This window comes from Bacillus inaquosorum KCTC 13429, from assembly GCF_000332645.1.
Lineage (GTDB): Bacteria > Bacillota > Bacilli > Bacillales > Bacillaceae > Bacillus > Bacillus inaquosorum.
Map to the genome: position 1 here is coordinate 753,061 of NZ_AMXN01000001.1, position 20,412 is coordinate 773,472.

Here is a 20,412-nt window from a genome sequence, read left to right on the forward strand (position 1 = left end):
TCCATTATTTTCATTGATCTGTATCTAAAATCGTACTCTCCAAAGCATTCACAGTAAAATACTCTTGTACTGTCTTTTTCTCACCGTTCACCTTTTTATCGTACTCGACCGTAATTCTCCATACCGGTGCCAGCACCTGCGTACTTGTCAGCGGATATTGTGCTACGTAGCCGAATTTACAGCTCTTCACAGTGCTGTATTCTTTTAATTGATTTTGATAGTACAATAGCTCAACCGCATCCATTTCAGTGATTAAGCTTTCTTTCTGAATTTGCTTAAAGGTCTCAAGCGTTGTCTGGTCGTACGACACAACCTCGTTTTTAGCGTTTAAGTGCAGCACCACTTGCCCGATCATATTAGAGGAATTGTCGGTCTTCTGGTAAATATAATGACCTTCATACGTTTGGAAGAAAACAATTTCTTTCTTCGATTTATCAACCTTCCAAAGCTTATATTTTTCGCCATCTTGGATTTTCGAAGAAACAAGCGTCTGAGCATCGTCCTCGATATTCTTCTTTGATAGGGCGATCGGATTCGTGAACTTCATTTTCAGGCTCGTTACTTTATGATCATCACTAGGCATGTCCATCAAAGGCTTTTGATCCTTCAGCGCCTCAATTTCCTCCTTGGTGAAGGTCTTTTGATTTGCTGTGATCCGGTAGCCTTCTGTCGCTTCCTTATTCAGGCCTTCATACGTGATATGGTCGGCCTTCATATCATGCTCGACATCATTTTTAATGACCTCATATTCCTTGCTGGTCGCCTGCCATTTTTGAAAAAACTGATAACCTAAGAAAATATCTAAAATGAGGAAGGCAACGATGAAGATTGATTTTGTCTTATTCCACTCCACTGTTTGCCCCCTCCTTCATCAATAAATCCTTTGTGATCGGCACAATTTTTCCATTTACTTTCATCGCCCAGACCGGTTCCAGTTCAACAAGAGGATCATCGTTGGTTGATGTTGATACCAATTGATAAGCAAGGAAGATCTGATCAATTTTGTCCGTATCATAAGCGGTTTGTTTGGCAAGCAGCATCTTCACCTCGCTGCCGCTCATCAGCTCTGTCTCACTTGTTTTAATCGGGTTCGTTCCGAGACTGTAATTCGGCCGCTTATAGCTGAGAATATCATCGTTCGCCCACTGCACCGTAATCGCCGATGTCGCTCCGAACGGTTTGGCGGTGCTGTTAATGACCGGCATCTGATCCATAAAGATATAGAAGCTCAGCTGCTGGCTGTCATTGATATTGAAAAATTGATAGTGATCCGTCCAGCTTCCCGTATCCTCAAGGTATTTTTGGCTCTTTTTGATTAATTCACCTGTTTGATAGGATGTGCTCTGCACTAAATTGCGCTGCTGGAATTGCACCTGGCGCTGGCTTAGATTCACATCTAACCGGCTGATCCCATCTGTCAGGACATTTCTGTTGTTGTAATTCGAATCTTCTCTTACAATGCTCGGATCGCTGAACAAAGCCTGCTTAAAGGTGTTAGTTTTAATCGATTCTGTGACAAACTCTTTTTTGTCCATCGTAAGCGGTTTGTTCGGCAGCAGGAATTCTTTTTTAGAGCCAATTGAGAACAAACTGTACGCCGGCATGTTTGATTGCCTGTTTTCCAAGTCGTTCATAATGTTCCGGTAGTTTGCCGATTCAACGGTCACTTCCAGAATGAGCTGTTTGCTGTAAGACACCAAATAGATTTTCTTGTTCGCTTTTGTTTCATTGAACGGAATCAGAATATGATCAAACGAACTGTATTCAAACGACTGATTAGACCATTTAAACAGCGTTTGGAATATATCAATAGGAATCGTGTCACTGAATTGCAAGTCAAGCTTCGCTTCATAACCGCCTATTCCATAAAACCAGCTCTTGAATCCAACCTTGTCATACTGATCAGAGATATCTTTAATTCCTTTTACATCCCAATGCGGCAAGTCAGACCAGACTTCTTCATAGAGGGCTTCATTATCCACTTTGTAATGAGCGCCGTCATCATGGATAAACATTTCCCTTGGCCTTATCGTTTCAGACAGCTTTTGGGTGTTTTTTTCGATTTTATGCTTCTCACGCACAGTAGACTCTGTTGATGATGAGCCTTCAGAAAAGTTTGGCTGGAACGTCCATATCCCCCACGTAAAAACAAGACTGATGACGACGAGTACCGTAAGTAATATCGTTTTTATATTTTCACGCTTCATCCCAATCATCCTCTTGTTCCTCTTTATATGGAAGAGTAAATGTAATCGTCGTGCCTTTTCCTTCTATGCTGTCCGCCCAAATATCTCCGCCGTGCGCCTGAACCATTTCTCTTGCAATCGCCAGCCCCAGGCCGGTGCCGCCAAGCTTTCTCGTTCTCGCTTTATCAACCCTGTAGAAGCGGTCAAAGACTTTTTCGACATCTTTTTTCGGAATTCCGATCCCTTCATCCTTGACGCTGATATAGAGGAGTTCTTCCTCTTCATTTACATCAATGGAGAACGTGACATGTCCGCCTTCCGGTGAGTATTTTAAAGCGTTGGAAATAATATTATCGAGCACCTGGGTAATTTTATCCTGGTCAATCTCGACGTACAGATTTCTGTCCGGCAGATTGCGGATAAATTCCACATGCTGTTCTTTTGTCATTTCAAAACGGTCAATAATAAGCGACATAAACCGGACAATCTGAATCCATTCCCGGTTGAATTGATAATCCTTGCTGTCAAATTTCGAAAGCTGCAGCAAGTCATTGACAAGCCGGATCATACGCTCTGTTTCATTTTGCGTCACCATTAAGAAACGCGGGGCAATGTCTTTATTTTCCCACGCACCCTCAGCTAACGCCTCTAAATAACTGCGCATTGTCGTGAGCGGCGTCCGCAGCTCGTGTGATACATTCGCAACGAATTCCCTGCGTTCCTGATCCATTTTCTCTTGCTCGGTTACATCGTAAATGACAGCGATTAAACCATCAATTTTACCATGTTCCCTCTGAATCACAGAGAAATTCACGCGAAGCACCGTTAATTGATCATCGCGCTCAATTTCAAGCAGCATAGAATCCTGCTGCTCTACTAAATCTTCAAATGTATAATTCTCTTGAATCCCCAGCAAGCTCGTAATCGGCATTTCTAAGGCTGTTTCACGTGAAACGTTCAGCAGCTCCAGCGCCGGGCTGTTTAAGAGAATAATCGCTCCGTTTCGATTTGTTGCGATAACGCCGTCTGTCATATAGGCAATAACAGAGGCAAGCTTTCTGCGCTCTCCTTCCGTCATCGCCTGGGCATCTTCAAGCTCTCTCGTTAAGTGATTAAACGTGGTGGCTAGCTGCCCAATTTCATCATGTCCATACTTTTTAACCTTCCTCGAGAAGTTCCCTTTCGCAAGCTCCATCGCCTGCTTTCTCATATCCGAAAGCGGATGGGTAATGGTTCTTGCCAGAAAAATACCGAGAAGGGCCGTCAAAACGAGTGCCAAACCAGTGCCGGACGCCAGTATCGTGTTGATGGTCTTCATTTGATTAAAGACCTCTTCCATACTCGCGACAACATAGATCGCGCCGACAACCTCTTGGTTTTCAGTCATGACGGGCTTCGCGGAAATGAGGACTCTGATTTTGCTTTTCGGGTCATAGTACTTTCTTAAATACGATTGTTTAGTAGAAAAAATTCTTTTAAAGATCAGATCGGTTGTTTGTTTCCCTGCAACTTCCTCACCATACGGTTTTGAAGAACCGACCACTTCATAGCTTTTATCTACAAAACTAATTTCCCGAACCTCATCACTTTTCGTGAAGTCATTCAAAATACGGCTGACGTCATCCTTGATGACGGTGCTGTCATTATCGCTTTTATATTCTTGTTCGATATAGTAAGAAAGGTTGTCGATTCGCTGATTCAGCGATTGTTCATAAGAGCTGATCAGCGACTTCTCTACCTGATTGACAAAATACACACCAATGATTTGCATTGCAATGATAATCAAAAGCACATAAATCAAGGTAATCTTAAATTGGATCGACCGAAAAAAACCAACCTTATTCATATGGGCATTAGTCCTGTTCTGGGTTTCTCAAGTAATAACCTACGCCGCGGCGTGTGACGATCCAATTTGGATGGCTCGGGTTGTCCTCGATTTTTTCACGAAGCCGGCGGACTGTTACGTCAACCGTTCTGACATCGCCAAAGTAATCATATCCCCAAACGGTTTGAAGCAAATGTTCACGTGTCATCACTTGTCCGATATGTTTTGCTAAATAATGAAGCAATTCGAACTCACGATGAGTCAATTCGATTGTTTCATCTCGTTTTGATACGACATACGCGTCAGGGAAGATGACGAGAGAGCCGATATGAATCTCGTTAGAGGACGACTCTTCCTCCGCAGGCGCTGTTGTCAGCTGACGGCGCAGGTTCGCTTTTACACGTGCCAGAAGCTCGCGTGTGCTGAATGGTTTTGTGACATAGTCATCAGCGCCGATTTCAAGCCCGATGACCTTGTCAATTTCTGAATCCTTTGCCGTCAGCATAATGATCGGCATATCATATTTCTTTCTGACTTCACGGCACACTTCAACGCCGTCTTTATTAGGAAGCATAATATCTAAAAGAATTAAATCAGGCTGAAGCTCTTCTACCATTTCAACGGCTTCATTTCCGTCGTGGGCACAGTGCACTTCATAGCCTTCTTTTCTTAAGTTAAATTCCAATATATCTGCAATCGGTTTTTCATCATCTACTACAAGGATCTTTTTATCCATCATTTTGATTTTCCTCCTGCCGAATAACTTCATTTCATCTATATAACATTCGTTTCATCACTTATGGCCCATGTAAACAATGGGTCCTTGTCTATTATAACGGTTTAAGGTCAAAAGATAAAAAAAATAAAGGTTTAGAAAAAAAACACATGTTTCACCTTTATCCTCCAATTGTTTATCTTTTGTCATGCTGGTCAACTTTTTTAAAAAAAGATAACTTTACTGAAACCTCCCCTCACCGGAGTGCGTCTTTATCAATGACGTCTTCTTCTTTGAACCGGCCGCAGGGCCGGTTCTCCCTTTTTCTTCTATTATAACACTCCTCATGTTTGCCTTTTTCCTAAAAGAAAAAACGCACCTACGATTGCAGATGCGTTTGGTAAGTGGCTCGGGACGGAATCGAACCGCCGACACACGGATTTTCAGTCCGTTGCTCTACCAACTGAGCTACCGAGCCAAATGTTTTATTTTTCTCTACTAAGTAAAGTAAAATGGCGGTCCGGACGGGACTCGAACCCGCGACCTCCTGCGTGACAGGCAGGCATTCTAACCAACTGAACTACCGGACCTTACAGTAATTGCCCGGAGAGCTGTCGTGTCAGCTCTCACAGACAAATAAGGAATTTAGCAATAACGCTAAAGTAAATCAATGACCCGTACGGGATTCGAACCCGTGTTACCGCCGTGAAAGGGCGGTGTCTTAACCGCTTGACCAACGGGCCTTCACGAAATGGTGAGCCATGAAGGACTCGAACCTTCGACCCTCTGATTAAAAGTCAGATGCTCTACCAACTGAGCTAATGGCTCTTAAGATGTCGGAATTTCCATAGAGCAAACGACTTGGAATATGTTCTCATCTTGTACTCTATTGAAGCAGTTTCCGTAACAACGAGATTTATAATATCACGAACAAATAGAAGTGGCAATAACTTTTTTGGTTTTTTTTCATATTTTTTTCTCAGACCAACTTATCTGCGGCTTTCAAACAAAAAACAAGCCCCTATATCAGGGGCTTGCAAGCATATTCTATTTAGTTCGCGCGGTACACGCTGCGAAGGACATTTGTTTGTGAACGGTCTGGACCGACAGAGAAAATAGAAAGCGGAATGCCTGTCAGCTGAGACACGCGCTCAAGATAGTGGCGCGCGTTTTCCGGAAGCTCGCTCAAGCTCTTCGCACCTGTGATATCCTCAGTCCAGCCCGGCATTTCTTCATATACCGGCTCACATTCAGCAAGTGCTTTAAGGCTTGCTGGGAATTCTTCAATGATTTCGCCTTTGTAGCGGTACGCCACACAGATTTTCAGCGTTTCAATTCCTGTTAAAACGTCGATTGAGTTCAAAGAAAGATCTGTAATTCCGCTCACACGGCGGGCGTGGCGGACAACAACGCTGTCAAACCAGCCGACACGGCGCGGACGGCCTGTTGTTGTTCCATATTCGCGTCCGACTTCACGGATTTGATCGCCGATTTCATCTTTCAGCTCAGTCGGGAAAGGACCGTCACCGACACGAGTCGTATATGCTTTTGATACACCGACAACGTGCTGGATTTTGGTCGGGCCGACACCAGAACCGATTGTGACACCGCCGGCAACCGGGTTAGATGACGTAACAAACGGGTATGTTCCTTGGTCAATATCGAGCATAACCCCTTGCGCGCCTTCAAACAATACACGGCGCCCTTCATCAAGAGCATCATTTAAGACAACAGATGTATCGCAAACATACTTTTTAATCTGCTGGCCGTACTCATAATATTCGTCTAAGATATCCTCAATTTTAAATCCATCTGTCTCATACATTTTCTCAAGCAGACGGTTTTTTTCTTCAAGATTGCGTTCAAGCTTCTCCGCAAACGCGTCACGGTCTAACAAATCCGCGATGCGAATTCCGATGCGGGCCGCTTTATCCATGTAAGCAGGGCCGATCCCTTTTTTCGTTGTGCCGATCTTGTTAGCCCCTTTGCGCTCTTCTTCCACCTCATCCAATTTCAAATGATACGGCAGAATGACATGAGCTCTGTTGCTGATTCTCAGGTTATCTGTACTAACGTTGCGCTCATGAAGATACGCAAGCTCTGTGACTAATGCTTTCGGATCTACAACCATTCCGTTTCCGATCACACACGTTTTATCCTTATAGAAAATTCCTGACGGGATTAAGTGAAGCTTGTATGTGATTCCGTCAAACTTGATTGTATGCCCTGCGTTATTTCCGCCTTGATAACGGGCGATCACTTCTGCATTTTCTGACAGGAAATCTGTGATTTTACCTTTCCCTTCATCGCCCCATTGCGTACCTACTACAACTACTGAAGACATGTCCGTGCACCTCCGTTAACCTTTCAAAACGATTCTATTCAAACAAATCAAGTTTATCAGTGAAGAAACAGAAAGTCAATTGTAAATCCGAACATTAAATTATTGTAAATCTATATTCGTTCGCTTTCATTCGTTTTATAAGCGTTTTCTCACCGTTTTGTCATAAAAAGCTCGCGAAACTTTCATCCTTTAGCACAAAAAAGAATCACTTGCCTGATATTCCTTTTGTATTCATAAAAACGACTCGCCAGCCATCCGGATCCTCTATCGTCACGCCGCCATGGCTCCAGTACGGATTCTCAGATTCGACCTCTTGATAGCCCATGTGTCTCAGCCTTGAAGTGATCGCTGTCAGTTCATCCACATTCGGCACATAAAAAACGAGGAGGCTGTCGGGGTGAGGAACAGGGGCACTACTTTCCTTCTCATGCTGGGTGAACTCCAAATGATAATCGGCATGCGGGAGACCGAACATGACACCGTCATACCCGTTATGCTGCGAAAATTCGCCAATTCGTTTCAAGCCCAGCCCTTCTTCATAAAAACGAATGATTTCATTAAGCTGGCCCGTAGGCCGCGCAATCCGGATTTGCGCTGCATGAAAATATGAAAAACGATTTCCCATATTACCATCTCCTTTTTGCACCATTTTATTAAAACGCTTTCAAATTTACATCGGCTGAGCGGACGGTATTTCTTCCGTCTTTCGAATGAAAAAAACCCCAAGATCAGCTCTTGGGGGTTATGCGCCGGGCGGAACACCTGCGTCATCAAAACGCCGTTCCAGGTTGACGAATTTATTGTATTCTTTTACGAACGCAAGAGACACGGTTCCTACCGGGCCGTTACGCTGTTTGGCAATAATGATTTCGATAATATTTTTATTCTCGGTTTCTTTGTCATAGTAGTCATCACGATAAAGGAACGCGACAATATCCGCGTCCTGCTCGATACTTCCTGATTCCCGGATATCAGACATCATCGGACGTTTATCCTGACGCTGCTCAACGCCCCGGGAAAGCTGAGAAAGCGCGATAACAGGGACTTGCAGCTCCCTGGCGATCGACTTCAGTTCACGGGAAATTTCTGATACTTCCTGCTGACGGTTATCCTTTGAACGTCCGCTTCCCTGAATCAATTGCAGATAGTCGATCAAAATCATGCCAAGTCCGCTTTCCTGCTTCAAGCGGCGGCACTTGGCGCGGATTTCACTCACGCGGATCCCCGGTGTATCATCAATGTAAATCCCGCTGTTCGACAGGCTTCCCATCGCCATCGTCAGCTTGCCCCAATCCTCTTCCGTCAGGTTACCGGTACGGAGATTCTGGGCATTGATATTTCCCTCGGCACAGAGCATACGCATAACGAGCTGCTCTGCCCCCATCTCTAGACTGAAAATCGCTACGCTCTCGTCGGTCTTGGTTGCCACGTTTTGTGCGATGTTCAGGGCAAAGGCTGTTTTCCCCACTGACGGACGGGCAGCCACAATGATCAAGTCGTTGCGCTGGAACCCGGCAGTCATCCGGTCAAGCTCAGTAAACCCTGTCGGAATCCCCGTGATATCGCCTTTTCGATTGTGAAGCTGTTCGATATTGTCATATGTTTGGACAAGGACGTCCTTAATATTTTGGAAGGCACTCGTATTTTTGCGCTGCGCCACTTCCATAATCGTTTTTTCCGCTTCACTGAGTAAATCCTCAACCTCATCCTCACGGGTATACCCGTCTTGAGCAATGGTTGTCGCTGTTCTGATCAATCGGCGAAGAATCGACTTTTCCTCAACGATTTTCGCGTAATATTCTATGTTAGCCGCTGTCGGCACCGAGTTTGCGATATCTGTCAGATACGAAATGCCGCCCACTTCTTCCAGCAGGTCTGTGTTCGCAAGCTCTGATGTAACCGTCACTAGATCAACCGGTTCACCTCGGTCTCCGAGCACCAGCATCGCATTATAGATTTTTTGGTGGGACATTCTATAAAAATCATCTGGAATCAATACTTCTGAAGCCAGTGTTAAAGCAGACGGCTGTAAAAAAATAGCGCCTAACACGGCTTGTTCGGCTTCTATATTTTGCGGAGGAAGCCGATCATTTAGAAGGTCTGTCATGCTAAGCACCGTCCTCTCATTAAAAAATCTCCAAACTCCATTCTACCATTTCTGCAGAAAAAAAATAGAAAAATTGTCTGTTTCCTGTTTTTTTCAGCTAGCCGATTGGATCGTTTCGGACAGTAACAGGGCGGGAAAAACGCAATAAAACGTGAGGGAGGAATGAAAGATGATAAAAAAATATGCGGTTACACCCAATGTCGATGCGGACGGCTGGTTTATTAAGGTGGAGAATGTGGCTCCGACAGCTTTGTATACATCTAAAGACGCCGCAATTGAAAAAGCCAAACAGGTGGCAAAGGAAAACAGCCCGGCAAAGCTTGTGATTTATGACCAGTTTAAAAATGTGGAAGAAGAACACTCATTTTAATGAATGAAACCCTTCGCTGCAGCGGGGGTTTTTTAGCGGATATCAGCTTATTTCATCCATTTGAAGCCTGTGTGCATCATCAGATCGGCCGCCTTTTGATACAAATCCCACTCCTCGAACGAAGCACATTTCCCCATCAGCTCCTGAAGCTTTAGCCTTACTGCTATATATTCTTCAAAAGTGACAGCTTTCTCAGTGTCTTTTTGGTGTTCCTTCAGCATTTGTTTTAATAATGACAACGGTGCATGCATAAGACCCCTCCTTTCCTCTTTTATAACGGGCATTTTCGGATTGCTCCATTCCTTTGTTACATCTTCTTACATTTCACACCTGATTCTTGTACAATGGACAGAAGAGAGGAGGGATCTTTTGTGAGACCTTTGCAAATTTCCGCTGAAACTGCACAAAAGCTTGCAGAGTCCTTGAATCTGCCGCTTGAACAGATCATGCATATGCCTCAGCATATTCTGCTTGCCAAAATGGCTGAATTGCAGAAAGAAGAAAAACAATCGTAGCATTCGTTCGCATACTTGCTTTCATCTTACGGAATTATAATTAGTATATGTTAGAAAGAAGGAGTAACTGCTTTGCCACATCCACAAAATAAAAAAATCCAATCGTTTTGGCTGATCGCCGGCATTATCTTTATCGCGTTTAACTTACGGCCTGCGATCACTTCAGTCGGTCCGGTCATCAGCTCTATCCGGGCAGAGCTGCACATGTCCAATGGGGCAGCCGGGTTTTTGACCGCACTCCCACTGCTTTCGTTTGCCATTCTTTCTCCGCTTGCGCCTAAGGTTGGACAGCGCCTCGGAAATGAGCGAACCTTGTGGCTTGGTCTCATGATACTGTTTATCGGCGTTTTGATTCGTTCTACCGGCTATACTGCCGCTTTGTTTTTCGGAACGGCACTCATCGGAGTCGGAATTGCGATTGGCAACGTACTTTTGCCAAGCTTAATCAAACATAAATACCCTGAAAAATCAGGGATCATGATCAGCCTGTATACGACATCAATGAATATATTCGCGGCTTTAGCATCGGGTATCAGCGTTCCTTTAGCAACCCAGATGGATGGCGGATGGAAGCAGGCCTTTCTCTTATGGGGCGGGCTGGCTTTCCTTGCATTGCTGATTTGGATACCTCAGCTGCGCCATCGGGATACGGCAAACCAGGCGATGAAGCTTCAATCAAGTTCCATATGGTCTTCCAAAATGGCATGGCATGTCACCATCTTTATGGGACTCCAATCATTTTTATTCTACAGCAGCATCGCTTGGTTTCCTGAAATTCTCCGTTCACACGGGATTGATACGTCAACAGCCGGATGGATGGTGTCACTCATGCAATTTGCGAGTCTGCCTTCCACTTTTCTGACACCTGTTTTAGCAGATCGCTTGAAACATCAGCGCGGCATTGTTGCGGGACTGACCGCAGTCTATCTGATTGGCCTATGCGGATTATTAGCGGGTGGCAGCCATACACTGCTTGCCATCTGGATGGTGATTATCGGTATCGGACAAGGCTCAAGCATTAGTCTGGCGCTCACCTTGATTGGTCTCCGCAGTGAAAATGCCCAGCAAGCCGCGGCACTGTCAGGCATGTCTCAGTCATTCGGCTACCTGCTTGCGGCCGTCGGTCCAATCTTTGTCGGCTATCTTTTTGACCAGACGCATTCATGGACAATGCCGATTGTGCTTCTGATTGCTGCCCTGATCGTAATGGGTGCAGCCGGGCTGGGAGCCGGACGAGATCGATACATTCTTCAGACAGAGAAACAAAGAAATTCAGCATAAAAAGCGGGGAAGATCTCTCCGCTTTTTTCTATGAAATTCTTCGAATATTTATGGTTTATTCATAAGTTTTTCATATTTGTTTTTTACAATAAGACACCATAAAGAGGTGAAAAACGATGAAAACCAAACGATTCGACTTAGTCCTTATTCTTATTTTGCTTGCAGCGGCTTTTCTGAATACGTATCACATTTGGCAGGATGACACAGCGAACCAATACTATTTAGCGGCTGTGAAAAGCATGACGCAAAGCTTCCACAATTTCTTCTATGCGTCATTTGACCCTTCCGGATTTGTAACAGTGGATAAGCCGCCTGTTGTGTTATGGATTCAAACGATTTTCGCACTGATTTTCGGCGTTCACACATGGAGTGTAATCCTTCCTCAGGCTCTCGCCGGAGTTGGATCTGTATTCCTACTCTACAGAATGATCAAACCGGCCTTTGGAATTGGAGCGGCTCGCATTGCCGCACTTGTTATGACACTGACGCCTATCGCAGCAGCCGTCAGCCGGACAAACAACATCGACAGCATGCTTGTCTTTACCTTATTGCTCGGTTCAGCTTGCCTGCTTCGGGCAGTGAAACAGGATAAGCTGGTTTGGCTGCTGACGGCATTTGCCTTGATTGGGCTCGCCTTTAACATGAAGATGATGCAAGCGTTTATGGTATTGCCTGCATTTGTGTTATTCTACCTGATTGCATCTCGGGTTTCTCTGAAGAAAAAAACCGGGTCTCTGATTCTGTCTCTTGTCCTTCTGACAGGCCTTTCGATCTCATGGGCGGTTGTGGTGGATTCAACCTCATCCTCCAGCCGGCCGTATGTAGGAAGCAGCCAGACCAATTCAGTGTTAGAACTGGCCTTCGGCTACAACGGCACCGAGCGGCTGCTTGGACAAACCACTGGCCTTGCACAAGGTGATATCAATGCAGCTGGCGGCGGTAACATGCAGAATCATAACACCATGCAAGCGCCAAACAGCAGCGAATCATCTGGAAACAGCAAGCTTGACGGAAGTGCCGCTAATCAAAACGGCAATCAATCATTCGGGAATCATTCACAGGCGCCTCAGCCGCCTACCGGACAAAACGGCACCTCCAATGGAGGCGAAGGCACACCTCCAACAGGCGGTAACGGACCTGGAAACGGAGGGCCTGGCGGTGGCGGCGGAAAAAGCATGAATATGTTCGGCACAGGCGATGCAGGACCGCTTCGTCTCTTCCAATCGGCACTTTCCGGCCAAATCAGCTGGATGCTTCCATTCGCATTGATCGGATTGCTGGGCGGAATCGTCAGCTGGTACCGTGATCGCCGCGGACAGGCAGCTGAAATGAAAGAAACGATATTCTGGGCGGCTTGGCTCGTTCCAGTGGCTGGTTTCTTCAGCATCGCAGGTTTCTTTCACCAGTATTATTTGATAATGCTGGCACCTCCGATTGCCGCCCTTTCCGGTATCGGATGGTATACGATGTACCGCTTATACAAAAACAATAAAGACTGGGCCAGCTGCCTGCTGGCGGCAGCCGTTCTGATCACAGCTGCATTCCAGGTGTATATTCTGAGCGCTTATACAAGCCAAATCGGCAGTGTATGGATGTATGTCCTGGGACTCTCAGGACTCGGCATCACCCTTGCGCTTCTGATACTTAAACGCAGCCATCCGTTCAGCAAGCAGCTGACTATCATCAGCTTATGCGTTCTGTTGCTCGCACCGGTCTACTGGTCAGCTACGCCGTTTCTATACGGAGGCAACAGCGTCCTTCCTGAATCGGGCCCGCAGCTCAAAAGCTCAGCAAACGGCGGGAACATGTTCTCCTCAGAGGTTGACACTGGACTCCTGTCCTATCTGAGAAAGCACAATACCGGCGAAGAGTATCTATTTGCTACTTTGACAACCGTAACGGCTGCGCCTTACATCATTCATGAAAATGAATCCGTTATGGCAATGGGCGGATTTAACGGCACAGATCCCATTCTGACTGTATCCAAACTGAAAAAGCTGGTCAAAGAAGGCAAAGTGAAATACTTCCTTCTTTCAGGAAATAACTCAGGTAACAGCGAACTTGTTTCCTGGATTAAGAAAAACGGAAAAGAAATATCCTCTGACGAGTACAGCAGCACAAACAGCAGCCAGCAAGGCATGAGAGGAGGACCTGGCGGAGAAAGCCAGCAAACTCTTTATCTCGTGGAATAAAAAAAGAGGCTTGGAGCAATCCAAGCCTCTTTTCTATTAAGCTTCCTCTTTCACATGTACCTTTAACACAGCCTGCACCTCTGGATGCAGCTTCACAGGCACGTTTGTATATCCTAACGCACGAATGCCATCCGGCAGTTCAAGCTTCCGCTTATCTACTTTAATCTTATGGTCTTTTTGGAGCTGTTCAGTAATTTGCTTGCTTGTTACAGAACCAAATAAACGGCCGCCTTCACCTGATTTCGCGCTGAGCTCAACGGTCAGTTTTTCTAATGTCTCTTTTAAGCTCTTTGCCTGTTCAAGCTCGGCGATGGCTTCTTTTTTCTCTTTCTGCTTTTGTCCGTTTAGCGCGCTGATGTTTGTCGCGTTCGCTTCAACTGCGAGGCCTTTTTTAATCAGAAAGTTATGCGCATAACCGTCTGCTACGTTTTTGACTTCGCCTTTTTTTCCTTTTCCTTTTACATCTTGTAAGAAAATAACCTTCATCTCTGTACGCCTCCCTCAAAATACTCATCTATGGCGTGCTTCAGCCGTTCCAGCGCTTCAGAAACTGAAATGCCGGACAACTGAGTCGCCGCATTTGTTAAATGCCCTCCGCCTTCCAGCGCCTCCATGATGATCTGAACATTTACCTCGCCAAGTGACCGCGCACTGATACAAACGGTTTGTTCATCCCGTCTCGCCACCGCAAATGAAGCCTCAACCTCACTCATCGACAGCAGCGAATCAGCCGCCTGCGCAATCAGCACTTGATCGAAGTATTCCTCTTCATTTTCAGGAAGAGAAGCGATCGCAATGTTCTCTTTATAGAGGGCCGTATGCTGGATCAGCTTCGCCCGTTTAATATAGGAATCAACGGTTTCTTTCAGGAACTTCTGCACAAGCACAGTATCGGCGCCTTTTGCCCTTAAATAAGAAGCCGCATCAAAAGTCCGCGAGCCTGTGCGGAGAGAAAAGCTCTTTGTATCCACTATTATACCAGCTAATAGGGCTGTTGCTTCAATCATATTGATTTTTAAGCGCTTTGGCTGATATTCAAGCAGCTCTGTCACCAATTCCGCTGTCGAAGAAGCGTACGGCTCCATATAAACGAGCAGCGGATCTCTGATAAACTCTTCACCCCTGCGGTGATGGTCGATAACCACGATATGTTCAATTTTATTGACCAGCCGTTCCTCCATGACAAGTGACGGCTTATGTGTATCAACGATCACAAGCAGCGTATCATCATTGGAAATTTCCATCGCTTCTTCAGGCGTAATAAACCTTGACCACAGCTCTTCATATTTTTTGATTTCCTCAATCAAACGCTGCACACTTGATCCGATTTGATTTGGGTCAATGACGATAAAACCATCTTTGTTATTTGCCTGAGCCACCTTTAAAATTCCGATCGCTGCGCCGATAGAATCCATGTCGGGGAATTTATGCCCCATAATAATCACATTGCTGCTTTCAGAGACGATTTCCTTTAAGGCATGAGAAATGACGCGGGCCCGCACCCTTGTTCGTTTCTCCATTGGGTTTGTTTTACCCCCGTAAAACTTCACCTTGCCGTTCGGCAGCTTAATGGCTACTTGGTCTCCGCCGCGCCCCAGCGCTAAGTCCAAGCTGGATTGCGCCAAATCGCCAAGTTCTTTCAGCGAGGAGACGGAAGCCCCGACACCGACGCTTAACGTCAGTGCGACACCGTCAAATGAGGTTTTTTCCCGCACCTCATCAAGGATCGAGAACTTCGCATTTTCGAGTTCAGTTAAGATATGTTCATTAAGTACAGCGATAAAGCGTTCTGAAGACGTCCTTTTCAGGAAGATCCCGTACTCCTGCGCCCAGGCGTTCAGCAAAGATGTCACCTGGCTGTTCATCGTGCTTCTCGTCTGGTCATCCAATCCTTGTGTCACATCATCATAGTTATCAAGGAAAATATAAGCCAGTACGGTTCTTTCGTTTTCATATAGCTTTTCAATCTGAGTTTGCTCCGTTACATCAAAGAAATACAGCAGACGCTCATCCCGCTTGATGACAACCTTAAACTTGCGGTCATTCAATGAAACCGTTTCCGATTCCACCTCTTGTTTGATGAGCGGCACAACTGACTCACAAGTATCGTAAAGTGATCTTCCCACTAATGTGCTTTCATTAAAGCAAGAAGAAAGAAACGGATTTGCCCATTCTATATAATATTGGTCATTAAAAAGCATGATGCCGATCGGCATTTCCATCAATGCCTCTTCACCGACTTTTTTCAACCTGTAGGATAACGTAGAAATATAAGCATCAATCTCTTGCCGAATAAGAGAATCAGCACGTTTAATAAAAAACAAAATAACTGCAAGCAGCAGCACTTCGACGGTTCCTAAAATCCAGTTAAAATAAAAGCTGATGAGGATTGTAATGATTGACAAAGCAATCAAAGCATAGATGGGATACCGAAACAGCGGTTTTTCATAAAAGCTTGGCATTTCTATCACTCCCCACCATGTGAGTAAAACTCATGTTCACTTCACCTTATTCCTTATATTAAAGCCCATATCTATAACGCCTAAAATACGAATGGCTGCCATAAAGATCGGAAGCATCAGTCCAAGAACCACCGCAATCACAGCCGCAGCCTTCGGATATTTTTTCTTATGGCAATAGAAAAAGATAAATGATAAACCTTGGATGAAAATCAGAAACCCGAGTATAAACTCCCCATTTAAAGCGATAGAGTACAGCATTTGGCCTTTTTCTAAAGGCAAAAATGAAAGCATGACAATTATTAAATACAGCACTACAACACTTTGCGGAAACTTCAACTCTCTAAAAGGCTTTAGATTAGGAATATCGGGGGAGAATCGCCTTAAGAGCGGCTTAGCGATAAAGTAACTGAGGAAAGAAAAAATAGCTCCTACCATCACAATAGCTGTTGGAAAAAGATATTGAACCATACCCAATTGTTCTTCCATCAGTTTCAATTGCTTCTCAAGCTGTTCAGCATTGCCCGACTGCTTCACTACAGTTTCTACAATATCAAGGGATTGCCGGTATTGTGTCATCGCTTCATCAATGATATTGATACCCAAAAACTGAATGCTTATCACAAAATAGAAGACAATACAAAGCATATAAATAAGAGCGCCCGAAATAATGGCGTGCCCGGGCTCTTTCCTTTTGAAAAAATGTCCCATGGCAATGCCGGCGCAAGCTGACATAAAAGCTACAATAAGTCCGTTAAAAGACCCGACTATAAAAACAACCGGAAGACTGACAGCGCCCATCCATATCCCTAACTTCAATCCATGTCTGATCGTATACAGGATCATGGGCAGCGGCAGTGCAAATAACAGAATTGTTCCAATTACAGGAACATAAACGACCAAAAGCGTGATGATCGCAAACAGACTGATTAAAATAGCACCTTCCAATAATGCTCTCGTTTGTTTCACTTAGTCACCTCGTATCATCCTGAACATACGAATAGAAAAGAGCAGCATAAACGACTGCTCTTTTTTATCGCTGCAACATGTTTTGCACCGAATGTTTTTTATATCATCTCTACATTTTGCTTTTATATTTTAACATAAGTCCAAATCGCAAGTAAAATGACGCCAATGTTTCATGTGGAACATTGCAAATGAAAAGACATTCTTTAAAAAGAATGCCCATCACGATTAATGTTTATCATCCATAAAGCCAGAAGATTCCTTGTTTTTCTTTTTCGTTTTTCTGACATACATAAAGATTAAGATGACCAGTAAAAGGGTTGTTGCCTGCAGAACGCCGCTGCTAAACAAGAAAAAGTCCTTTATCATGTCCCACATCGTGTTTCACCTCTTTTTGCATGTTCTCAACCCGTGTCCTATATAAGGTGAATTTCCCGTTTTAAAAACTTCAAAACATCATGAACAACATTAATCGTTGGGCATATGCTGATATGGAATCTGATTGATAAAGGAGAACTGTTACATGGATGAACGCAGAACATTGGCTTGGCATGAAACATTGGAAATGCATGAGCTGGTTGCTTTTCAATCAAATGGACTCATTAGACTCAAGAAAATGATAAGAGAAGTAAGAGACCCTCAGCTCAGACAGCTTTACAGTGTCTCCATTCAGGCCGTTGAGCAAAATTTAAGAGAGCTTCTCCCATTCTTCCCTCAGGCGCCGCGAGAGGATGAAGAAGAAGAACGCGCGGATGACCCCTTTTACAGTGGCGACCTGCTCGGTTTTGCCAAAACATCTGTCCGCAGCTATGCCATCGCGATTACTGAAACAGCTACACCTCAATTAAGAAACATACTGGTCAAACAGCTGAATGCTGCCATACAGTTGCATGCGCAAGTTTTTCAATACATGTATCAGCATGGATACTATCCATCTTATAACCTGTCTGAGCTGTTAAAAAATGATGTCAGAAACGCCAACAGAGCCCTTTCGATGAAATAAAACAAGCAGCAAAGGAATTCCCTTTGCTGCTATTTCTGCTGATCCTTTAGCAAACCGTTCGAACGATATGATTCCAAGACATCTCTATTGGATTCTCCCCATTCTTTCATTTGCAAAACAATCGGTTCAAGCGTTCGCCCAAATTCCGTCAGAGAGTATTCAACCTTGGGCGGTACCTGGTGATACACCTCACGATGCACGATGCCGTCCGCTTCCAGCTCGCGCAGCTGAAGGGTGAGCATTCTTTGAGTGATACTCGGGCAGATTCGGCGAAACTCATTAAACCGTTTCTTGCCATCTATCATGTGATAAAAAAGAATTCCTTTCCACTTTCCGCCAATGACATCTAGCGTAAATTCAACAGGACAGCCTTCTTTGTTCGGGTATATATTCTTTTTTTCACTCATACTAGACCCTCCAATAGTACCTTTTTTGATACTACATTACATTTTGCAACTAAGCTACCCAGTATTTTACACACCTTTCCCCCTCAGCTCAAAGAAAATGCTTCTTATTCACATCAATTTTTAAGGGTTTGTATGATTACACCTGCAGCAAGACGTGTTAAACTATATAAAGATTACACTACTTAAAAAAAGATAAGGAGCTATCATGGAAAAGATACTTATTTTCGGACACCAAAACCCAGATACAGATACGATTTGTTCTGCGATTGCTTATGCTGATTTGAAAAACAAACTCGGCTTCAATGCTGAGCCAGTCCGCCTTGGACAAGTCAACGGCGAAACACAATACGCGCTTGACTATTTTAAACAAGAAAGCCCGCGTCTTGTTGAAACAGCTGCAAACGAAGTAAACGGCGTTATCCTTGTTGACCATAACGAACGCCAGCAAAGCATCAAGGATATTGAGGATGTTCAGGTTCTGGAAGTGATCGACCACCACCGCATCGCTAACTTTGAAACAGCTGAGCCGCTTTACTATCGTGCTGAGCCTGTAGGCTGTACGGCTACAATCTTAAACAAAATGTACAAAGAAAATAACGTGAAAATCGAGAAAGAAATTGCCGGCCTTATGCTGTCTGCGATCATTTCTGACTCACTGTTATTCAAATCTCCAACTTGCACAGACCAAGACGTAGCGGCAGCAAAAGAGCTTGCGGAAATCGCCGGCGTAGATGCTGAAGAATACGGCTTGAACATGCTGAAAGCGGGCGCTGATTTAAGCAAAAAAACAGTGGAAGAACTGATTTCTCTTGATGCGAAAGAATTCACACTCGGCAGCAAAAAAGTCGAAATCGCACAAGTGAACACAGTAGACATTGAAGATGTGAAAAAACGCCAAGCTGAATTAGAAGCTGTCATTTCAAAAGTTGTGGCTGAGAAGAACCTTGACCTGTTCCTTCTTGTCATCACAGACATCTTAGAAAATGATTCACTTGCCCTTGCGATCGGTAACGAAGCAGCGAAAGTGGAAAAAGCGTTCAACGTTACATTAGAAAACAACACAGCCCTTCTTAAAGGCGTTGTTTCCCGTAAAAAACAAGTCGTTCCTGTCTTAACAGACGCAATGGCTGATTAATAAAAAAGCATCCCGTGTAGGGATGCTTTTTCTTATTCACCCAGCTTTTCAATTTGTCCCATCACATCAGTGATTTGTTTTGCGTTCTGGACAAGGTCTGACCGCTCCCATTCTTCAAGCGATACCTTGCCTTCCTCCACTTGTTTCAACACATCGTCAGCACTTTTCTGCAATGTTTCGTTATGCTCCTGAATGGTTTGATGAATCTCCGCCGCGGCATCAGGCGGCGTTAATTCATTAAAATCAGCGGCGGCCTTCTGAATCGATTCAAGCTGTGCCTCTAGTTTTTCTTTCGCCTCGGTGTCATTTACAGCCTGTTCAGCCAATTCAGGCGCTTCCTCTGCAAATGTCTTGACCTTCTCCACATAGCCCGTTGCTTCACTCGTATAGTTCAAACCGTCATTCACCTGATCAAGCATGCCGCATCCGCCTGCACTCAAAAGCCCCACTCCGGCAAGTACTGTCAAAATGATCTTCATCGTCAGCCTCCTCATCGTTTCTTCTTCATTTTTTCTTTTAAGATCGGGATCAATTTCTCTTTCGCTAATGGCAGCCCTTTTTTCACCAATTCACGCTTCAGCCACTTTTTCAGCTTAGACATCCTGACGCTCCTCTCCCTTTTTGATAAAAATGAAAAAACTCCACCGATTTGGTGAAGTTCCGAAACAAAAAGACCTTCACCAAATCAGATTTGGCAAAGGTCTCGCTAACAATTAGATTGCCAGCAAAGCCGAGGACGTCTTGTCCCGTAATGACGACTTTACTGTGAAAGCTACTCCCCTTTGGAGTGTTCATTTTTATTACTTTCATTCTAAAGCACAGGGCTTTTCCAGTCAAATTCCTGCTGTCCGTTTACGCAAAAGCACGCTGTGGTATTTAAAATTTGAATGGTATTTCCATCAGGAGA

The 20,412-nt window shown here is 44.6% G+C and carries 20 protein-coding genes and 4 tRNA genes; 6 read left to right on the plus strand and 18 right to left on the minus strand.

Features of this window, described 5'->3' with window-relative positions:
* Positions 1-10: 10 nt before the first annotated feature.
* The 11 genes from walI to dnaB all read right to left on the minus strand — a co-directional run bounded on the left by walI (position 11) and on the right by dnaB (position 9,177).
* A complete protein-coding gene (walI, locus tag BSI_RS17055) occupies positions 11-853 on the minus strand; it encodes a WalRK two-component regulatory system regulator WalI (RefSeq protein WP_003236521.1) in 843 nt (280 codons plus the stop codon).
* Complete coding sequence (gene walH, locus BSI_RS17050) at positions 840-2,207, minus strand: WalRK two-component regulatory system regulator WalH (protein WP_003236522.1); 1,368 nt, start codon at positions 2,205-2,207, stop codon at positions 840-842. Before walH ends, walI begins: the two co-directional genes overlap by 14 nt.
* Entirely contained in the window at positions 2,197-4,032 is a 1,836-nt protein-coding gene (gene walK / locus BSI_RS17045; protein ID WP_003236524.1) for a cell wall metabolism sensor histidine kinase WalK, read from the minus strand. The genes walH and walK overlap by 11 nt, the downstream gene beginning before the upstream one ends.
* Before the next feature lie 7 nt (positions 4,033-4,039).
* A complete protein-coding gene (gene walR, locus BSI_RS17040; protein WP_032731843.1) occupies positions 4,040-4,747 on the minus strand; it encodes a cell wall metabolism DNA-binding response regulator WalR in 708 nt (235 codons plus the stop codon).
* Between the two features lie 384 nt (positions 4,748-5,131).
* A tRNA-Phe gene (locus BSI_RS17035) sits at positions 5,132-5,204 on the minus strand.
* 35 nt (positions 5,205-5,239) lie between these two features.
* Positions 5,240-5,316 (minus strand) — tRNA-Asp (locus tag BSI_RS17030).
* Between the two features lie 81 nt (positions 5,317-5,397).
* Positions 5,398-5,469, minus strand: a tRNA-Glu gene (locus BSI_RS17025).
* Positions 5,470-5,478: 9 nt separating this feature from the next.
* Positions 5,479-5,554 (minus strand) — tRNA-Lys (locus BSI_RS17020).
* 223 nt (positions 5,555-5,777) lie between these two features.
* Positions 5,778-7,070 carry an adenylosuccinate synthase gene (gene purA / locus BSI_RS17015; RefSeq protein WP_003236530.1) on the minus strand — a complete coding sequence of 431 codons (1,293 nt, stop codon included), beginning with the start codon at positions 7,068-7,070 and terminating at the stop codon, positions 5,778-5,780.
* A gap of 205 nt (positions 7,071-7,275) precedes the next feature.
* Positions 7,276-7,695, minus strand: a complete 420-nt coding sequence (locus BSI_RS17010) for a VOC family protein (RefSeq protein ID WP_003236531.1) — start codon at positions 7,693-7,695, stop codon at positions 7,276-7,278.
* Between the two features lie 117 nt (positions 7,696-7,812).
* Entirely contained in the window at positions 7,813-9,177 is a 1,365-nt protein-coding gene (gene dnaB / locus BSI_RS17005) for a replicative DNA helicase (protein ID WP_003226923.1), read from the minus strand.
* A 169-nt stretch (positions 9,178-9,346) separates the two neighbouring features.
* Between dnaB and BSI_RS17000 the strand changes: the two genes are divergently transcribed.
* Positions 9,347-9,547 carry a DUF2188 domain-containing protein gene (locus BSI_RS17000; protein ID WP_003236532.1) on the plus strand — a complete coding sequence of 67 codons (201 nt, stop codon included), beginning with the start codon at positions 9,347-9,349 and terminating at the stop codon, positions 9,545-9,547.
* A gap of 47 nt (positions 9,548-9,594) precedes the next feature.
* Here BSI_RS17000 and BSI_RS16995 read toward each other — a convergent pair whose 3' ends face one another.
* Entirely contained in the window at positions 9,595-9,798 is a 204-nt protein-coding gene (locus BSI_RS16995) for a hypothetical protein (protein ID WP_003236534.1), read from the minus strand.
* Between the two features lie 120 nt (positions 9,799-9,918).
* On the opposite strand from BSI_RS16995, the gene BSI_RS16990 reads away from it, so the two are divergent.
* The 3 genes from BSI_RS16990 to BSI_RS16980 all read left to right on the plus strand — a co-directional run bounded on the left by BSI_RS16990 (position 9,919) and on the right by BSI_RS16980 (position 13,535).
* Positions 9,919-10,062 carry a YycC family protein gene (locus BSI_RS16990; RefSeq protein ID WP_003236536.1) on the plus strand — a complete coding sequence of 48 codons (144 nt, stop codon included), beginning with the start codon at positions 9,919-9,921 and terminating at the stop codon, positions 10,060-10,062.
* Between the two features lie 72 nt (positions 10,063-10,134).
* The gene (locus BSI_RS16985; RefSeq protein ID WP_003236539.1) at positions 10,135-11,343 is read left to right on the plus strand and encodes a CynX/NimT family MFS transporter; all 1,209 of its coding nucleotides are present in this window, start codon (positions 10,135-10,137) and stop codon (positions 11,341-11,343) included.
* A gap of 116 nt (positions 11,344-11,459) precedes the next feature.
* Positions 11,460-13,535, plus strand: coding sequence for a glycosyltransferase family 39 protein (locus tag BSI_RS16980; protein ID WP_003236542.1), 2,076 nt, complete (start codon positions 11,460-11,462; stop codon positions 13,533-13,535).
* 36 nt (positions 13,536-13,571) lie between these two features.
* Here the strand turns inward: BSI_RS16980 and rplI are convergent, their stop codons facing one another.
* The 4 genes from rplI to BSI_RS16960 all read right to left on the minus strand — a co-directional run bounded on the left by rplI (position 13,572) and on the right by BSI_RS16960 (position 17,338).
* Complete coding sequence (gene rplI, locus BSI_RS16975) at positions 13,572-14,021, minus strand: 50S ribosomal protein L9 (protein WP_003236543.1); 450 nt, start codon at positions 14,019-14,021, stop codon at positions 13,572-13,574.
* The gene (gene gdpP, locus BSI_RS16970) at positions 14,018-15,997 is read right to left on the minus strand and encodes a cyclic-di-AMP phosphodiesterase GdpP (protein WP_003236545.1); all 1,980 of its coding nucleotides are present in this window, start codon (positions 15,995-15,997) and stop codon (positions 14,018-14,020) included. Before gdpP ends, rplI begins: the two co-directional genes overlap by 4 nt.
* A 36-nt stretch (positions 15,998-16,033) precedes the next feature.
* The gene (locus tag BSI_RS16965; protein ID WP_003236547.1) at positions 16,034-16,963 is read right to left on the minus strand and encodes a YybS family protein; all 930 of its coding nucleotides are present in this window, start codon (positions 16,961-16,963) and stop codon (positions 16,034-16,036) included.
* 225 nt (positions 16,964-17,188) lie between these two features.
* A complete protein-coding gene (locus BSI_RS16960) occupies positions 17,189-17,338 on the minus strand; it encodes a hypothetical protein (RefSeq protein ID WP_003236551.1) in 150 nt (49 codons plus the stop codon).
* A gap of 145 nt (positions 17,339-17,483) precedes the next feature.
* Here BSI_RS16960 and BSI_RS16955 point away from each other — a divergent pair, with 145 nt between their 5' ends.
* Entirely contained in the window at positions 17,484-17,963 is a 480-nt protein-coding gene (locus BSI_RS16955; RefSeq protein WP_003236554.1) for a spore coat protein, read from the plus strand.
* Between the two features lie 29 nt (positions 17,964-17,992).
* On the opposite strand, the gene hypR is transcribed toward BSI_RS16955, so the two are convergent.
* Positions 17,993-18,370 (minus strand): transcriptional regulator HypR, encoded by a 378-nt coding sequence (gene hypR, locus BSI_RS16950; protein WP_003236556.1) that lies wholly within the window; start codon positions 18,368-18,370, stop codon positions 17,993-17,995.
* A 205-nt stretch (positions 18,371-18,575) separates the two neighbouring features.
* Between hypR and BSI_RS16945 the strand changes: the two genes are divergently transcribed.
* On the plus strand, positions 18,576-19,505 hold the full coding sequence (locus BSI_RS16945; RefSeq protein WP_003236558.1) for a manganese-dependent inorganic pyrophosphatase: 930 nt from the start codon (positions 18,576-18,578) through the stop codon (positions 19,503-19,505).
* Positions 19,506-19,537: 32 nt separating this feature from the next.
* Here BSI_RS16945 and BSI_RS16940 read toward each other — a convergent pair whose 3' ends face one another.
* Complete coding sequence (locus BSI_RS16940) at positions 19,538-19,984, minus strand: DUF6376 family protein (RefSeq protein WP_003236562.1); 447 nt, start codon at positions 19,982-19,984, stop codon at positions 19,538-19,540.
* Positions 19,985-20,412 lie beyond the last annotated feature (428 nt).

What these genes read in the sequence shown, in the direction of transcription:
- walH (WP_003236522.1), bottom strand. Translation starts at nt 2,207, where the DNA reads ATGAAGCGTGAAAATATAAAAACGATATTACTTACGGTACTCGTCGTC.
- walK (WP_003236524.1), bottom strand. Translation starts at nt 4,032, where the DNA reads ATGAATAAGGTTGGTTTTTTTCGGTCGATCCAATTTAAGATTACCTTG.
- walR (WP_032731843.1), bottom strand. Translation starts at nt 4,747, where the DNA reads ATGGATAAAAAGATCCTTGTAGTAGATGATGAAAAACCGATTGCAGAT.
- purA (WP_003236530.1), bottom strand. Translation starts at nt 7,070, where the DNA reads ATGTCTTCAGTAGTTGTAGTAGGTACGCAATGGGGCGATGAAGGGAAA.
- BSI_RS17010 (WP_003236531.1), bottom strand. Translation starts at nt 7,695, where the DNA reads ATGGGAAATCGTTTTTCATATTTTCATGCAGCGCAAATCCGGATTGCG.
- dnaB (WP_003226923.1), bottom strand. Translation starts at nt 9,177, where the DNA reads ATGACAGACCTTCTAAATGATCGGCTTCCTCCGCAAAATATAGAAGCC.
- BSI_RS17000 (WP_003236532.1), top strand. Translation starts at nt 9,347, where the DNA reads ATGATAAAAAAATATGCGGTTACACCCAATGTCGATGCGGACGGCTGG.
- BSI_RS16995 (WP_003236534.1), bottom strand. Translation starts at nt 9,798, where the DNA reads ATGCATGCACCGTTGTCATTATTAAAACAAATGCTGAAGGAACACCAA.
- BSI_RS16980 (WP_003236542.1), top strand. Translation starts at nt 11,460, where the DNA reads ATGAAAACCAAACGATTCGACTTAGTCCTTATTCTTATTTTGCTTGCA.
- rplI (WP_003236543.1), bottom strand. Translation starts at nt 14,021, where the DNA reads ATGAAGGTTATTTTCTTACAAGATGTAAAAGGAAAAGGAAAAAAAGGC.
- gdpP (WP_003236545.1), bottom strand. Translation starts at nt 15,997, where the DNA reads ATGCCAAGCTTTTATGAAAAACCGCTGTTTCGGTATCCCATCTATGCT.
- BSI_RS16960 (WP_003236551.1), bottom strand. Translation starts at nt 17,338, where the DNA reads ATGTGGGACATGATAAAGGACTTTTTCTTGTTTAGCAGCGGCGTTCTG.
- BSI_RS16955 (WP_003236554.1), top strand. Translation starts at nt 17,484, where the DNA reads ATGGATGAACGCAGAACATTGGCTTGGCATGAAACATTGGAAATGCAT.
- hypR (WP_003236556.1), bottom strand. Translation starts at nt 18,370, where the DNA reads ATGAGTGAAAAAAAGAATATATACCCGAACAAAGAAGGCTGTCCTGTT.
- BSI_RS16945 (WP_003236558.1), top strand. Translation starts at nt 18,576, where the DNA reads ATGGAAAAGATACTTATTTTCGGACACCAAAACCCAGATACAGATACG.
- BSI_RS16940 (WP_003236562.1), bottom strand. Translation starts at nt 19,984, where the DNA reads ATGAAGATCATTTTGACAGTACTTGCCGGAGTGGGGCTTTTGAGTGCA.